The sequence below is a fragment of the Pseudomonas fragariae (ex Marin et al. 2024) genome (genome assembly GCF_059621105.1).
Map to the genome: position 1 here is coordinate 3,465,981 of NZ_CM184369.1, position 15,098 is coordinate 3,481,078.

The 15,098-nt window shown below is 59.0% G+C and carries 13 protein-coding genes and 1 tRNA gene; 3 read left to right on the forward strand and 11 right to left on the reverse strand.

Translation table 11 applies throughout. The features are described 5' to 3' along the window. Positions 1-46 precede the first annotated feature (46 nt). The 6 genes from AC54XV_RS14845 to AC54XV_RS14870 form a co-directional block, all read right to left on the reverse strand. Positions 47-1,630: a flavin monoamine oxidase family protein gene (locus AC54XV_RS14845; protein WP_024638592.1), complete on the reverse strand. Its 1,584-nt coding sequence runs from the start codon at positions 1,628-1,630 to the stop codon at positions 47-49. Between the two features lie 22 nt (positions 1,631-1,652). Further along, positions 1,653-2,582 (reverse strand): ABC transporter substrate-binding protein, encoded by a 930-nt coding sequence (locus tag AC54XV_RS14850; protein WP_058398270.1) that lies wholly within the window; start codon positions 2,580-2,582, stop codon positions 1,653-1,655. A 28-nt stretch (positions 2,583-2,610) separates the two neighbouring features. Further along, positions 2,611-3,396, reverse strand: coding sequence for an amino acid ABC transporter ATP-binding protein (locus tag AC54XV_RS14855; RefSeq protein ID WP_011268065.1), 786 nt, complete (start codon positions 3,394-3,396; stop codon positions 2,611-2,613). Further along, positions 3,389-4,378 carry an amino acid ABC transporter permease gene (locus tag AC54XV_RS14860; protein ID WP_058398269.1) on the reverse strand — a complete coding sequence of 330 codons (990 nt, stop codon included), beginning with the start codon at positions 4,376-4,378 and terminating at the stop codon, positions 3,389-3,391. Before AC54XV_RS14860 ends, AC54XV_RS14855 begins: the two co-directional genes overlap by 8 nt. A gap of 42 nt (positions 4,379-4,420) precedes the next feature. Beyond that, on the reverse strand, positions 4,421-6,868 hold the full coding sequence (locus tag AC54XV_RS14865) for a TonB-dependent receptor plug domain-containing protein (RefSeq protein ID WP_058398268.1): 2,448 nt from the start codon (positions 6,866-6,868) through the stop codon (positions 4,421-4,423). A 571-nt stretch (positions 6,869-7,439) separates the two neighbouring features. Continuing rightward, positions 7,440-8,108: a DUF3313 domain-containing protein gene (locus AC54XV_RS14870; RefSeq protein WP_011268068.1), complete on the reverse strand. Its 669-nt coding sequence runs from the start codon at positions 8,106-8,108 to the stop codon at positions 7,440-7,442. 496 nt (positions 8,109-8,604) lie between these two features. Here AC54XV_RS14870 and AC54XV_RS14875 point away from each other — a divergent pair, with 496 nt between their 5' ends. Continuing rightward, positions 8,605-9,063, forward strand: coding sequence for a thiol-disulfide oxidoreductase DCC family protein (locus AC54XV_RS14875; RefSeq protein ID WP_058822107.1), 459 nt, complete (start codon positions 8,605-8,607; stop codon positions 9,061-9,063). 91 nt (positions 9,064-9,154) lie between these two features. Here AC54XV_RS14875 and AC54XV_RS14880 read toward each other — a convergent pair. The 5 genes from AC54XV_RS14880 to AC54XV_RS14900 form a co-directional block, all read right to left on the reverse strand. Then, positions 9,155-9,230, reverse strand: a tRNA-Gly gene (locus AC54XV_RS14880). Positions 9,231-9,296: 66 nt separating this feature from the next. Next, complete coding sequence (gene pgsA, locus AC54XV_RS14885; RefSeq protein WP_003400851.1) at positions 9,297-9,857, reverse strand: CDP-diacylglycerol--glycerol-3-phosphate 3-phosphatidyltransferase; 561 nt, start codon at positions 9,855-9,857, stop codon at positions 9,297-9,299. A 32-nt stretch (positions 9,858-9,889) separates the two neighbouring features. Continuing rightward, a complete protein-coding gene (uvrC, locus tag AC54XV_RS14890; RefSeq protein WP_496716987.1) occupies positions 9,890-11,713 on the reverse strand; it encodes an excinuclease ABC subunit UvrC in 1,824 nt (607 codons plus the stop codon). Between the two features lie 2 nt (positions 11,714-11,715). After that, positions 11,716-12,360, reverse strand: a complete 645-nt coding sequence (gene gacA, locus AC54XV_RS14895) for a response regulator transcription factor GacA (protein WP_002553344.1) — start codon at positions 12,358-12,360, stop codon at positions 11,716-11,718. Between the two features lie 169 nt (positions 12,361-12,529). Further along, the gene (locus tag AC54XV_RS14900) at positions 12,530-12,844 is read right to left on the reverse strand and encodes a helix-turn-helix domain-containing protein (protein ID WP_003400847.1); all 315 of its coding nucleotides are present in this window, start codon (positions 12,842-12,844) and stop codon (positions 12,530-12,532) included. 129 nt (positions 12,845-12,973) lie between these two features. On the opposite strand from AC54XV_RS14900, the gene AC54XV_RS14905 reads away from it, so the two are divergent. Both AC54XV_RS14905 and AC54XV_RS14910 read left to right on the forward strand, forming a co-directional pair. Beyond that, positions 12,974-13,207, forward strand: a complete 234-nt coding sequence (locus AC54XV_RS14905; RefSeq protein ID WP_003400846.1) for a DNA-binding protein — start codon at positions 12,974-12,976, stop codon at positions 13,205-13,207. Between the two features lie 747 nt (positions 13,208-13,954). After that, positions 13,955-15,037 (forward strand): 3-deoxy-7-phosphoheptulonate synthase, encoded by a 1,083-nt coding sequence (locus AC54XV_RS14910; RefSeq protein WP_058822108.1) that lies wholly within the window; start codon positions 13,955-13,957, stop codon positions 15,035-15,037. The last annotated feature ends 61 nt before the right edge of the window (positions 15,038-15,098 follow it).

The window sequence follows — 15,098 nt, forward strand, 5'->3', positions numbered from 1 at the left end:
TCAGGAATAAGGGTTACGTAAAACGACGGGGTCGTGCAGTTGCACGTCATGACGCGGCAAGGGTCGAAATCTGCCGCACTTGCCTCACTCGCTCGGCCAGTTGCGCCACCACATGTCGCGCCGAGTTGGCCGCCGACTCCTGCCAGATGCCGACTCCGCTTTGCACCAGCCCGTCACCGGCGAAGTACACACGACCATGGGGCTCGTCCAGCAACGCACTGGCAGCGGCCGGAAAATGTTCGCGTTGCAACCAAGGGCCTTCGCTGTAAGGGATCTGCTCCCAGGACACGGCCAGCGGGTTGCGCAACTGCCGCGAATACCCCGGATGCAGCAGCTCTACCGCTTCTCTGGAAGCAGCGTATTGTGTGTCGAACGGTTGCGCACCGAACGCAGCGGCCCCCTCCCCGGTGACATAACCCGCCACCAGCAGACCTTCACGGGTGTTCAAATCGTTACTGGGATACCACAACAGCCGCGCCGGATGGTCGATCCAGGACAACCCGCCGTAGATGCGGTAGTCGGTTTCCCAAAAACGCGGAGATTGCCAGGCCACCTTGGTCGCCTGATCGTTGCGGGTGCTGAGCAAGGCCGCCTTGACCGGGTCACTGAAATCGGTGTCCAGTCTGGCCAGCAAGGGCAGTGGCAGGGTTGACACCAGATAGTCGGCGCGCACCACATGCTCGCGACCGCTGTATCTGTCGTGATAGGTAACTGCCACGCCGTCTTCCAGTTGACGAATCTGCCGTACCTTCGCGCCCAGTTGCACCTGGTCGGTGAGGCGCTGGTAAAAGGCGTCGGTGATCCGGTCCATGCCACCGACCGGTTGAAACATGGTCGCGGAAAACTCGGGAAACTCGGTGTGCAGCAGTGCGCCCCACAATTCGGGGTGCAGCAAGCGATCCAGCGCCACCGGTTGCGCACTGGTCGGCAAGGCTCCCGGATGAGAAAGTGACGTCCGATGGCCGGAGCGCAGGCTGCCCTCGTACGCCAGCTCCTGCGAAAGGTCGCCATACACCTGCAAGAACGCCAACAGCCGCTGACGCTCCTCGCCACTCAACACATCGTCCAGCGCGTCGCGCTGCACCGCCCTGGCCAGCAAACCGGAAAGATGGCCGCGAGCGTCATTGATCGCCTGGCCGACAGTGAACGCGGGGCGTTGCAGGTCCGGGCGTACCTGTGCTCCATGGCTGCTGTTGACCAGTACTTCAAGCGGCACACCCAGTTCACTGCAGTAGTCGAGCAACGTCCGATGCTGGCTGGGAATGCGCGCCGGACCGGCATTGAAATACACCCCTGAATCGAAGCTTGCGGTCTGTGAGCGGCCGTCCTTGTACTCCACCCGATCGCCGTTGCGCAGCGTCCAGTTACGGCCACCCACTCGCTCACGGGCTTCCAGCACTTGCACGGCAAAACCTGCGCGCTTCAGTTCCAGTGCCGTGACCAGCCCGGCAATGCCTGCCCCCAGCACCAGCACGCGCGTGCCCTGCCCCAGACCGTCGCCGAGTTTCAGAGGCTGTGGCCGTCGATGTGATGAAGGCCCCAGCCCCAGTACCGCAAGCGCATCCTTGACGGCGGTCTCGCCGCCCACGGCAGCGATACTGGAAAGCGCTTCACGTCGTGTCAGTCCCATATCGTTTGCTCCCTTCAACGCTTCAGTCCGGCAAGCCGGGCGGGTTGATCAACGACCTGTCGACGCGCTCCACATCCAGCCCCCAGCGTTTGAGCACCTGCTCGTACTGGCCGCCGGCAATCGCTCCTTCCAGGGCGGTGTGAATCGGCCTGACCAGGCCGTTGTCCTTGCGCGTGGTCACGGCGATATCCGCCTGCAGCGGCCAGCCGCCATTAACCGTGCCTACCCGCTTGATGCCGCCAGTAATCGCGGCCGAATAGGCATATATCGAATTGGGCCCGAACAGCGCATCACTGCGACCCGACTGAATGGCAAGTTGTGCGGCCGCCTGATCATCGAAGTACTGCAACAGCGCAGGCTTGATACCGGCCTTTTCATTCGCTTCGTTCCACGCCAGCAGAACCTTTTCCTGATTGGTGCCGGAGCCGACGATAATTTTCAGCCCGGCAATGTCCGACGCCTGTTTTATCTCGCTGATTTTGCTGTTGGCTTTCACGTAGAAGCCCAGGACGTCCTGACGGTAAGTGGCGAAATCGAAGCGTTTCTTGCGTGCTTCAGTGACTGTGACATTGCTGATCACCGCGTCGTATTTTCCCGAACTGACGCCCAGCGGCCAGTCCTCCCAACTGGTCTGCACCACGTTCAATTGCAAGCCCAGGCTATCCGCTACCAGTTGCGCGGTATCGGCCTCGCTGCCGATAGTGGTTTTGTCGTCGTTGGCCAGCAGCGCCAACGGTGGCCCCGCAACACCGGAGACGGCCACGGTGAACTTGCCAGGCTGGGCGAACTTGAAGCCCGCCGGGATCTGTGCGATGGCCGCCTCGTTACGCGGCACATGAATGCGTGGCCGGTCGGGACTCAGATCGACCGGTTGCGCGGTCGACGCCAACGTATTGTGGGCGACGCTGACAGCTAGCGTCAGCAAGGCCACACGGGCGGTATTGATGAACATCAGTGGTCACTCCTTGATAGCGGGAAAGTCATAGCACCTTGCCGAGAAAGGCAGCCGTGCGAGGATGTCGAGGTTGATGGAACACCTGTTCCGGCGGCCCCTGCTCGATCAGTCGGCCCTCGCAGAGAAACACGACATGGTCTGCCACCTCACGGGCGAAGCCGATTTCATGAGTGACCACCACCAGCGTGACGCCCAGCTGCGTCAGGCCCTTGATGACGTCCAGCACCTCGCCGACCAGCTCGGGGTCAAGGGCTGAGGTGGGCTCATCGAACAGCAGGACCTTGGGGTCCAGCGCAAGCGCGCGGGCGATGGCGACACGCTGTTGCTGACCACCGGAAAGCTGGCGCGGGTACGCATCTGTCTTGTCTGCCAGACCAACCCTGGCGAGCAGTTCACTTGCCCTGGCCCGGGCCTCGGACTTGCTCCAGCGTTTGTGGGCCAAAGGCGCCTCGGCGATGTTTTCCCAGGCAGTGAGGTGCGCGAACAGGTTGAAATTCTGGAACACGAAGCCGACCTCGATCCGCCGCTTGAGAATCTCGCGCTCCTTGAGTTCATAGAGCAGGTCGCCCTTGCGACGATAGCCAACGTAATCACCGTCGATGGTGATGTACCCGCTGTCGATCTTTTCCAGGTGGTTGATAGTGCGCAGCAGCGTGGACTTGCCGGAACCGGAAGGACCGAGTATCACCGTGACCTTGCCCGGCTCGATGCTCAGGTCGATGTCCTTGAGCACCTGCTGGCTGCCAAAGCGCTTGCCCACGCCCTGAATCTGAATGCGCCCTGCGCGCACTGGCGTGGAGGCCTCACTCATGGTGCTTCTCCCCGGAAGCGCTGGCATGGAGCCAGCCGCGCAGGCGCTGCAAGGGTGTCGGCGGCAGTACACGTGCCGAGCCACGGGCAAAGTGGCGTTCGACGTAATACTGGGCACTGGTCAGCACCGTAGTGATGATCAGGTACCAGACGGTGGCCACGATCAGCAACGGAATCACTGCCTGGGTGCGGTTGTAGATGACCTGCACGGTGTAGAACAGCTCCGGCAAGGCCAGCACGTAAACAATGGATGTTCCCTTGACCAGACCGATGATCTCGTTAAAACCCGAAGGCAGAATCGAGCGCAACGCCTGGGGCAGAATGATCCGGAAAATTCGCCGCGACGCAGGCAGGCCAAGTGCCGCAGCAGCTTCATGCTGACCGGCATCGACACCGATCAGCCCGCCACGAATGATTTCTGCGGTATAGGCCGACTGCATCAGGCTCAAGCCCAGTACCGCAACGGTGAACTGACTGAGCACGTCCACCGTCGACCACTCGGCGAAGACCAGCTGGGTGAACGGCACCCCGAGTACGATGTGGTCGTACAGGTAGGCGAAGTTGTAGAGGATGATCAACACCAACAGCGCAGGCATCGAGCGGAAAAACCAGATGTAGCCCCAGGCCAGTGCCGCCAGCAGCGGCGAGCCGGACAGGCGCGCCAACGCCAGCGCCGTGCCGAGAATGATGCTGAACAGCGTGCTGAGCAACGTCAACAGAAGCGTCTGCGCAAGGCCGCGCAGCACCGATGGCGAGAAGAACCACTGGCCGAAGACGCCCCACTCCCAGCGCGGGTTGGTCGCCAGCGAGTGCACAATGGCCAGCAGCACAAGCGCCGCGAATATCGACCCGATCCAGCGACCGGGATGCCGGGCGGGAACGACCTGAAACGCCTTTATCGGCGGCGGTGCTACGCGGCTCTGAGGAAGCGGATAATGACTGGGCTCATCAATGAAGTCATAGGGTTTGGCGACAATGGGCATGGTGGTTCCTCGCACGCAATATTGAGTTGTCAGGTGCTGGCCTTAAAAGGCGTAAGTCAGCCGGGTGTAGTAATAGCCGCCAGTAAAACCGTAGGGCGAATAGGTGCCGTAGCTGCTGACCATGGTGCTGCTGGGAATCCCCTCCTTTTTGGGATAGACGTCGAACAGGTTCTTGGCCCCGACGGCGACGTTGAGGTTTTTGCTGAGGTTGTAGCCAAGGTCCAGATCGGTGATCCATTTGGTGCCGTACACCCGGTCCAGATCACGATTGGCTGAGGAATTGACCTCCTTGTAAGCGCCGTAGCGGGTCAGCGCCAGATTCAGGTTGAAGCGCTCGATACTCCAGTCACCGCCCAGAATCAGCTTGGTGCGCGGCTGCACACCGGTGATCAGATTGCGCGCTTCGCGGTCCATCAGTTCATAGGACGTACCGAGAATCGAGGTGGATTCCTTGTAGCTGAGGATCTTCGTCTGGTTCCAGTTGAACGCCGCCGTCCACTTCAATGCCCCGTACGGCCCCAGGTCCTGACTGTAATTGCTGACCAGGTCCAACCCCTTGGTACGGGTGTCGGCACCGTTGATGAAGTACTGGCCACCCGACGTCGAGTCGATGCCATTGTTGAGCAGCACCTGCGTGACCTCATCGCCCAGCAAGGTGCCGGTCAGCGTGATGCGGTCACGCAGATTAATCACGTAGGCGTCGGCGCTCAGCGTGAGGCGCTCGGTCGGTGTGAGCGTGAAACCCAGGCTGAAGTTGGTCGAGCGCTCCGGTTTGAGGTCCTCCGCGCCCAGCGCCTTCGCGGCCCCCGACCCGGTCGGCAACACGCCGTAGTTGATGGACTGATAGACCCCGTCCACCACGCCATACGTGGTCGAGCGTGCACTGAACAGGCTGTTGGCCAGAGACGGCGCACGGAAGCCATTGCTGACAGTGGCACGTACGGCGAATTGGGGAGTGAAATCGTAACGCGTGGTCAGCTTGCCGCTGCGGGTCGCGCCCACGCCCTGATTGTAATGCTCGTAGCGAAATGCGCTGCCAACGTACCAGTCCGGTACAGGGTTGAAGCCCACGTCGACATAACTGGCGACACTGTTACGCGAGGCGCTGTTTTCTTCGTCAGGGGAAATACCGTTGGTGACTTGCGCTCCGGAAGACGCGCAGTTGCCCGGCGCAATGCAGTAGCCGCCATTGGCATAGGATTCATAGTCACCGGCCTGCACCTCGTACGTCTCACGCCGATGCTCGAGGCCATAGGACACATCCAGAGGCTTTTGCAGACCGATGTCGAAGCCGCGCTTAAAGTCCAGATTGGTGGTCAGTTCGGTGGATATCCACGTGCCGGAAGTAAAGCGGTTGGGTGTGGCTTCACCCAGGGACGGGTTCTGATTGTGCGTAGTGCCCTGCTCGGCTTCGTTGCGCCCATAAGTGCTGGACAGGTCCCAATCCCATTCGCCGACGGCGCCCTTGCCGCCCAATGCTGCCTGAACATCGTCTTCATCGATGTACCAGGTCGGCGTGTATCCCGCCGGATATCCGTTAGGCCCGGTGGTAATGGTATTGGTGATGGTCGGCAGACGAAAATTCTGCCCCTGCTCGGCCTTACGAAGTGAATACGTGGTGAAGGAATACAGGCTCAGACTGCCATCGACGGGCAGTTCGGCGTTGTACCCCAGGGTCAGCAGATTAGTCTTTGGCGTGCCGTAGCCGCCATACGTGGACTTGCCCGCCAGGTCATAGGCCTGCTCGTAACTGTAACCATTGGCGCTGGCCTTGTTGTCATCATTCTGGCTGCGGGCGTCCAGCGCCAGTTGCACAATGCCCCCGTCGCCGATCTCGAACCCCTTGTTGAGGCTTTGCTGCACAGTCTGCTTCTTGCCGTCATAGCCGAGCCCGGCATTGGTCACCGAGGTACCACTGGTGTCAGCCTTGAGGATGACGTTGATGACCCCTGCAATCGCATCGGAACCGTATTGGGCCGCTGCGCCATCGCGCAGGACTTCAACATGGTCGATGGCGCTGATGGGGATCAGGTCCAGGTCCGCAGGGGCAGCCCCGGTATTGATGCCGTTGATGTTCAGGGTGGCGCTGGTGTGACGGCGTTTGCCATTGACCAGCACCAGCACTTCGGCGGCGCTCAGACCCCGCAAGTTGGGCGCACGGGCAATGCCGCTGGCGTCCCAGCCGGTTTTTTCCGGCAGGGTCAGCGATGGAATCACAGCGCTCAGGGCTTCCATCAGTCCGGGCTTGCCGGTGCTCTGTAACTGTCTGGCGCTGACCACATCGATCGGCACCGGGCTGCTGGTGACCGTGCGTTGCTCGGCACCGCGATTACCGGTGACCACCACAGTGGACAAGGTACGCGGGTCGTCGGTGTTGTTTTCCTGGGCTCTTATGGCCCCTGACAGCAACATGCCCCCTATCGCCAAGGCCAATGGGCAGTAGCCCATTGCAGCAGTCGATACCCGGGCACGTTGTAAGGCTTGTTTCATACCCACTCCAGACATGGCTGTCATCGCAGCCACACATCCAAATCGCGAAATCGGACACTCCCGCTGTCTTGAGGACGGCGCGGCATGCACGGTTTTAAAAGTGATCAACGACATGCAGGAAAGCCTGCGGCCGGGTTTGGCACTTAGCGGTCTGAACGAACTAGCTGTGAGGCGAGTAGTCGGTGCGGAGCAGTGGCAAGGCGATGCGCCTGTCAATGACAGGGCGAGAGAAGTAAAGGCAACGGCAGGATTGAACAGGCAACATACGTTGAACTCCCTTCCAACGATTCTGCACCGGGGTCAGCGTTTCAGCGCCCCTGTCACACTGCGCAGGCTGGCGGCATGACACACAGAATCTTGATCACGATTGGTACCATCCGAGGTAAGGGGTAGGCTGTTGAAACCAAACATAACGGAATCAATTTCGAAAATATAATTCTATTTGGTCATAAGCTAATATTATTATTTCTGATCTAAATTAAATCTAATTATTTAAAAATAACATTTTCTGCATGAGAAATTTTCCAGATCGAAAAGCCCGGTTATCAAGCCGGGCTTCACGCCACATTGCCTACTTCGAGAGCAGAAGCTCGACCAGCTCGTCCGCCCCTCTCGAAATGCCGGCCTGCGCCGCCGACAGACTTCCGAAGGTTGAGCCGATGTCATAGACCTTCGGATACTGCCGGGTGACATAGGACGCCAGCAGTTGCGAAGTGGACGCGTCGTAGATCTCGACGGCATAACTCACGGAGCCGGTAAAAGTCCCCTTACGATCTCGGGCCGCCTGAAACAGGTTATAAGAGCCCATGCCGATATCGAATCTGGAGAACGTCGACAGCCCGGCGACAGTGGTCTCGGCCCCGGTCAGCGTGAGGCGAATCCTCAACGTACCGCGCCCCGGCGTGGCGGTGAATCGAAAGTGTCGCCCCAAGGCCTCGGAGAACTTGACCGTCATGTCGTTGGCCAGGGTTATGCGGTCCTTGCGCTCCAGCCCGGAAAACTGGGCATCCACTCCCGTGTAAATCACCACGGGCTCAAGCATGATTTGATCGTATTTATTCCAGTTGACTGCGGTGGTGTATTTAAACGGTATACGCCCGGTACTGTCCTGCTCGTTAGGCCGCATTTCGAGCGAGGACTCTATGCCCGAGTAAGGGGACGGTTCGTGGCTGGCACACCCCGCGGCCAGAAATCCCAACAACAGAAGCACGGACACCTTCATCTGTTTAACGTAGTGCATGGGCAATTCTCCAGCGTGATCAGGTTATTGATATTCAAACGCTCACCGTCCATCAGGCACGCCTGCAGGCAACGCGCTTGAACAGCATTGTTTGTAGTGAAAAGCTCTCTGTTGCCTGTTGCGGGCTATCCACGAACGGCGATACCGCATTGCACGGCATTCAATCGTTCGCTATCTGTTGACACTGAAAGATGACTCATTCCGTTTGGGCTTTGCCGTCGCTCGTAGCGAAACCGGCAACGCCAAAACTGTACCAAGGTGTATACTTTTAGACGTTTGCAGAGCGCTCGTCAATCTAAAATGTACACATCGGTATACTTTTGATGGCTTCGAGATCATTGACCTGGAAAGACAGGCAGCGTGTCAGGTAAGTGGGAGCTAAACCCCCCTTGGATCGGTAGTACTCGAAACCCAAGGCCCGGATGAACGCCACCGCCCATTGTCAGCAAGGTCTTTTGAGCATAAGGTGTAAAAAACCTATACAAGACTACTAGCGATGTACAAGAAAGTTGAATGGCCGCTGACGCTTTACTTTGATGGTGACTGCCCGCTCTGCGCTCGAGAAGTCAGAACCCTGCGCGCCCATGCAAAGCCTGAGCGGCTTTTGTTCGTGGATATCCGTGATGACGCCTTTGACGCCACTTCACTGGGATTCACACTTGAGGATATGGAGTCGTTACTGCACGCCAGATTCAGCGATGGCACGTGGATCAAGGGTCTGGACGCGACACTCTGGAGTTGGCGAGCGGCCGGGCTGGGTGCATGGGTCGCGCCGCTGTCATGGCGATTCATGAGGCCAGTGTTTAACCTGGGCTACCGGCTTTTCTGCCGCTCGCGCCCTTACCTTGCCTGGCTGCCCCACCCTGACGGCAGCCGCCGTTGCAGTAGCAACAGCTGTGCGGTCCCGGGCGCAAAACCTGCTTCGGCCAAGCGGACGTCCACTACAGAGAAGTAAACCGGGAATGCATACCGCAGAAACGAAAAAAGACGCCTAGGCGTCTTTTTTGCTGATTCACAAAGCACGGAGGGTTCAGTGAATCAATGTTTGGAGCGGGAAACGAGACTCGAACTCGCGACCCCGACCTTGGCAAGGTCGTGCTCTACCAACTGAGCTATTCCCGCATTGTCTTGATGACGGGCGCTATTCTAGCGGTTCAGATAGCGGCGTCAAGCCTTTGATTCAAAAACTTATTTTTTTTCTGCAGTGGTTCTGAGGTGCGGCCACGCGGCTCTCAGGTATTGCACCATGGACCACAGGGTCAGCCCCGCAGCAATGAGCAGCAGCGCATAGCCGAGAATCACCCACAGGGTGATGGCCGGCGGGTTGCCGAGCAGAATGACCAGCGCGAGCATCTGCGCCGCCGTCTTCCATTTACCCATGTTGGAAACGGCAACCTGCGCACGCGCGCCGATTTCCGCCATCCATTCGCGGAGTGCAGAGATTACGATTTCGCGGCCGATGATCACCGCTGCGGGCAGCGTCAGCCATAGATTGGCATGCGCCTGAACCAGCAGCACCAATGCCACGGCCACCATCAGTTTGTCGGCTACCGGATCGAGAAAGGCGCCAAAGGGCGTGCTTTGTTCAAGACGGCGGGCCAGATACCCGTCGAGCCAGTCGGTCGCCGCAGCGAACGCAAAGACTGCACTGGCCGCCATGTAGCTCCAGTGATAAGGCATGTAGAACAACAAAATGAAGATCGGAATCAGTAAAACGCGTAGTACGGTGATCAGATTAGGGATATTCATCGGCACAACTGGCTACGAGGTGAACGAGCATTCTACTCGCTGTGCAGGTTTGCATAAATCGACTCTGCCAGCTTTTTGCTGATTCCGGGTGCTTTTGCTATCTCATCGATGCTGGCACGGGACAATTCCTGCAATCCGCCGAAATGCTTGAGCAGGTCACGACGCCGGGTCGGCCCGACACCCGCCACGCCCTCAAGGGTCGATGTGCGCCGGGTCTTGCCCCGACGGGCACGGTGGCCGGTGATTGCGAAACGGTGTGCTTCGTCGCGAATCTGCTGGATAAGGTGCAGGGCCGGAGAGTCGCCGGGCAGCGTGAATTCATGTGCTGAGTCGTTCAGGTACAGGGTTTCGAAACCGGCCTTGCGCGTGGTGCCCTTGGCAACACCGAGCAGGATGAGCTCAGGAACCTGTAATTCATTGAGCACGTCGCGCGCCATGGACATCTGCCCCTTGCCGCCGTCCACCAGCAGCACGTCAGGCAACTTGCCCTCCCCGGCCTTGATGCGGCTGTAACGTCGGGTCAACGCCTGGTGCATGGCGGCGTAGTCGTCGCCCGCCGTCACGCCTTCGATATTGAAACGCCGGTAATCGGACTTGATCGGGCCTTCGGGGCCGAACACCACGCACGACGCTACGGTCGCCTCACCGCTGGAGTGGCTGATGTCGTAGCATTCCAGGCGCATTGGCGGGTCTTCGAGACCCAGCACCTTGGCCAGCGCTTCGAACCGCGACGCCACATGCTGACGGTTGGCCAGCCGCGCGGTCAGCGCCTGCTCGGCATTGGTGACCGCCATTTGCTGCCAGCGCGCCCGAGTGCCGCGCACGCGATGACTGATGACCATCTCGACGCCGCGCAGCTCTTCGACGGCGTCGACGAACGCAGGGAAATCGTCGTTGATGACATTGACGATGACTTCGCCGGGCAGCTCACGGTCGATGCCGCCGAGGAAATACTGAGCCAGGAATGCCGACATCACTTCGCCGACCTCCTCTTCTATGCCCACCTGCGGGAAGAAGTTCTTGCTGCCCAGCACCCGCCCGCCCCGCACGCTGATCAAGTGCACGCAGGCACCGCCAGGGTTGACGAACGCGGCGACCACATCGACATCGCCGGTGCCGCCATCCATGCTTTGCTGATCCTGGACGCGGCGCAACAAGGCCACCTGATCACGCAACTCGGCTGCGCGTTCGAAATCGAGCGCCATCGCGGCTTTTTCCATCGACGCGTTCAGCTCGTCGCTCAAGGCATTGCTGCGCCCTTCGAGGAACATTACCGAGTGACGTACGTCCTCGGCATACACCTCAGGCTCGACCAGCCCGACACACGGCCCTTTGCAGCGTTTGATCTGATATTGCAGGCAAGGACGGGTGCGGTTCTTGAAGTAGCTGTCCTCGCACTGCCGTACCTGGAAAGTCTTCTGCAGCAGACTGAGGCTCTCGCGAATCGCGCCCGCACTCGGGTAAGGCCCGAAATAGCGACCCTTGGCCTTCTTGGTGCCACGATGAATGCTCAGCCGCGGAAAGGCGTTGTCGGACAGAAACACATAGGGATAGGATTTATCGTCACGCAGGAGAATGTTGTACGGGGGCCGCCACTCCTTGATGAGGGTCTGCTCCAGCAACAGCGCTTCGGTTTCGTTGCCCGTGATGGTGGTTTCGATCTGGGCGATACGCGACACCAGCGCTCCGGTCTTGGGCGCGTGTCCGGTCTTGCGGAAGTAGCTGGCAAGACGCTTCTTGAGGTTCTTGGCCTTGCCGACGTAAAGCAGTGTGGCTTCGACGTCGAACATACGGTAGACGCCGGGGCGACCGCTACAGGTCGCGAGAAATGCACTTGGATCAAATGTCTGGGTCATGTTCAGGCGCTGGCATCAACCATGCCGTGACGTACAGCGAGCAAAGCCAGTTCAACATCACTGCTGATCGAGAGCTTTTCAAAGATACGGTATCGGTAGGTATTAACGGTTTTCGGTGACAGGCACAGCTTGTCCGAGATGGTCTGGACTTTCTGACAGCCAACAATCATCAGGGCAATCTGGATCTCGCGCTCGGACAGCAGATCGAACGGCGAATTGTTGACCTGCGGCTGAAATGACTTCAATGCCAGTTGCTGGGCAATCTGCGGGCTGATGTAACGCTGACCGGCAAACACCAGGCGAATGGCCTGGACCATTTCAGCGAGCCCGGCGCCCTTGGTCATGTAACCGGCAGCGCCGGCCTGCAGCAAACGGGTCGGGAAAGGATCTTCTTCACAGACGGTGACAGCGACGACCTTGATATCCGGGTGGCTGCGCAGCATCTTGCGCGTCGCTTCCAGACCTCCGATACCCGGCATCTTGACGTCCATCAGCACGACGTCCGGCTTGAGCTCGCGCGCTTTTTTCAGGGATTCCTCGCCGGAATCGGCCTGTCCGACAACCTGCAGACCATCAATGTCGGCCAGCATGCGTGTGATGCCTGTCCGGACAAGATCATGGTCATCGACAACTAGCACCTTAATCAAGCAGACACCTCGCGCAACGGTCATAACGAATGCCAATCACCATAACAAAAACAACGAGGCAGACCTAGCACTGCGAACACCGTCTCACATCAATATGATGGCAGGCGCATCCGGGAGGGCTGCAAAAATCTCGACAGGACGGCGGAGCCGCGCGCGTCCCGGTCTTGTATCAGTTACCCGAAGGAAGCTTTGCAGTGCCCGGTGATGGCGCCGACAGCTCGGCAATTGTGGTGGTCAGGCGTCTGATAGCGTCCTGATCTTCCTTGCCCAGCACCCGGTAATTGCCCAGGATCTTTTCTTCGATGAGACTGAGATTGTCTATCGGCACCGGCGTTCGCGTCCCCGTTAACACATAGAGCACGTCAACACCTTTGGCCGCAACCGCAGCCAGGTAATCGGCCTTGGGCGCGCGATCGCCATTTTCATACTTACCCTGTGCGTTGGCCTCGACCCCTCCTATTTCGCCAAATGTACGCTGAGACATCCTCAGGCGCTCTCTTTCCTTTCTCAGCCGGCAACCGATTCCACTCATTTGAACCTATGATCCTGTCGAAGCCATCCTAACGAATGTTAGAATCCTGCGGAATTGAATAGATTTGAACGGTTTTGAACTATGCCCGGAATACGTAGCGCCGCACAAGCCAAGGCCTGGCTGGACCAACAGGGCAAATCTGTTCAGGAGTTCGCTCGTGAAAATTGCATTGATCCGGCGACCACTTACCAGGTACTGGCAGGACGCAAGAAAGGAAGGCGTGGTGAAGCGCATAAGGTAGCTGTACTGCTGGGCATGAAAATCGGGACGATCCCGAACTCGGAAGCCCTGCATGAAGAAGCACGTGAAGAATAGCCGTTATTGGCTGGCGACAACGCATCCCGGTCAAAACGCCAAAGCCGTTGCCTGATTAAGGTATACAGGGTTGCAGGTAAAATAGCTCGCCCGGATACCGCATGCCATCAACCGTTGAGCGGTTCGCTGTCGCTACAGAGAATCCATCTGCCTGCGTTCGCAAAAATCGATAATCCCGCTGATTGAATTTTCCAATTGAAGGCGCCTGCTTTCCTGAAGTAAGCTTGCGCCCATTCTATGGAGACTCACCATGCTGCAATCCACTTCACTGCTACTCGACGTTGCTACCGGCATTACTTGCCGTGCACGCGCCGTGGCTGTGCAGATGGCTTCGGTGAACGCATCCGTTGATTCTTATTATGGGTATTGGTTTAGCCACTGGCGCGCCTGATACCCATCCGGCGCCCACGTTAAGGGGACGCCAACCAGAGAATTCTCTAACCCCCGGTCGGCTTCCCGACCGGGGGTTTTGTTTTTTCAGGGAAACGTATTTCAACGGTCTGTTCCAGAACAGCCGTAAACAATCAACCTGCATCGCATCGAGGATCACGACATGAACTACGCCACTTATTACCGTAACGACATCGATTTTGCCTGGCGATTTAGCCACCTCCGTTCGGGACAGCCTGCCGCCTCCGTTCGGTCACTGCCAGGTGGCAAGCACATACCCCCGGTTCTAGAAGCCCTTTGTCGAACACCCCAATAGGGTCTGCGCGGGAGCGTCCCGCCAGCCCAGGAAGCCAGAACATGAATTCGTCCGTTGCCGTAAACCCGTCCGATGTGTCCAGCCATGCCGTCAAACTGACGGACAACAGCCCCGCCTCGAAACGCCTGCCAGGTACTCTGGAATTGAAGATGCGTCTGCCCCTCGACGCAGCGCTCACCGAACAGGTTGCCGGCCATCGCCGCGCCGTACGTGCCATCCTTGAAGGTCAAGACTCGCGACTGCTGGTCATCGTCGGCCCCTGCTCCATCCACGACCCTCGATCCGCCCTTGAATACGCTGAACGACTGGCCGACCTTGCCGCGCAAGTCAGTGATCAGATGCTGCTGGTGATGCGCGCCTACGTCGAAAAACCGCGCACAACGGTGGGCTGGAAAGGTCTGGCTTACGATCCGCGCCTTGACGGCAGTGACGACATGGCCGAGGGCCTGACGCTGTCGCGGCAATTGATGCTGGAGGTGCTGGGCCTGGGCCTGCCGATCGCCACCGAGATACTGCAACCGATGGCGGCCGGCTACTTCGACGACCTGCTCAGTTGGGTCGCGATTGGCGCTCGGACCACCGAATCGCAGATCCATCGGGAAATGGCCAGCGGCCTGCCCATGGCCGTCGGTTTCAAGAACGGTACTGACGGCGGCGTGACGGTGGCCAGCGACGCGATGCGCTCGGCTGCGCATCCGCATCGCCACTTTGGCATGGACGGTCATGGCCACCCGGCGATTATCGAGACGCAAGGCAATCCGGATACGCACATCGTGCTACGCGGCGGCCACGGCGGGCCCAATTACGATCGCCAGAGTGTGGCCAAGGTGCAGGCGAGCCTGAGCAAGAATAATGTCGCGTCGCGAATCATGGTCGATTGCAGCCACGCCAACAGTGGCAAGGACCCGCTGCGTCAGCCAGGGGTGTTCGAGGACGTTCTGGAACAGCGCTTGTCAGGCAACACCTCGCTGATCGGCATGATGATCGAGAGCCACCTGTTCGACGGCTGCCAGGCATTGGGCGGGACGCTGCAGTACGGCGTTTCGGTCACCGACGGCTGCCTTGGCTGGGAAGGCACCGAACAACTGCTGCGTCGCGCGGTTGACCGTCTGCGTTACAGATAAACAGAGCGACGGAACTTTGTCGGGAAATACCGCACTGAATCCGGTAGGCTGTTTCTTTTTT

Excerpts from the sequence above, each read along its gene's own strand:
- AC54XV_RS14900 (WP_003400847.1), bottom strand. The coding sequence starts at position 12,844 with ATGTCTCAGCGTACATTTGGCGAAATAGGAGGGGTCGAGGCCAACGCA.
- AC54XV_RS14870 (WP_011268068.1), bottom strand. The coding sequence starts at position 8,108 with ATGCACTACGTTAAACAGATGAAGGTGTCCGTGCTTCTGTTGTTGGGA.
- AC54XV_RS14905 (WP_003400846.1), top strand. The coding sequence starts at position 12,974 with ATGCCCGGAATACGTAGCGCCGCACAAGCCAAGGCCTGGCTGGACCAA.
- AC54XV_RS14910 (WP_058822108.1), top strand. The coding sequence starts at position 13,955 with ATGAATTCGTCCGTTGCCGTAAACCCGTCCGATGTGTCCAGCCATGCC.
- AC54XV_RS14855 (WP_011268065.1), bottom strand. The coding sequence starts at position 3,396 with ATGAGTGAGGCCTCCACGCCAGTGCGCGCAGGGCGCATTCAGATTCAG.
- uvrC (WP_496716987.1), bottom strand. The coding sequence starts at position 11,713 with ATGACCCAGACATTTGATCCAAGTGCATTTCTCGCGACCTGTAGCGGT.
- pgsA (WP_003400851.1), bottom strand. The coding sequence starts at position 9,857 with ATGAATATCCCTAATCTGATCACCGTACTACGCGTTTTACTGATTCCG.
- AC54XV_RS14875 (WP_058822107.1), top strand. The coding sequence starts at position 8,605 with ATGTACAAGAAAGTTGAATGGCCGCTGACGCTTTACTTTGATGGTGAC.
- AC54XV_RS14850 (WP_058398270.1), bottom strand. The coding sequence starts at position 2,582 with ATGTTCATCAATACCGCCCGTGTGGCCTTGCTGACGCTAGCTGTCAGC.
- AC54XV_RS14860 (WP_058398269.1), bottom strand. The coding sequence starts at position 4,378 with ATGCCCATTGTCGCCAAACCCTATGACTTCATTGATGAGCCCAGTCAT.
- AC54XV_RS14865 (WP_058398268.1), bottom strand. The coding sequence starts at position 6,868 with ATGAAACAAGCCTTACAACGTGCCCGGGTATCGACTGCTGCAATGGGC.
- AC54XV_RS14845 (WP_024638592.1), bottom strand. The coding sequence starts at position 1,630 with ATGGGACTGACACGACGTGAAGCGCTTTCCAGTATCGCTGCCGTGGGC.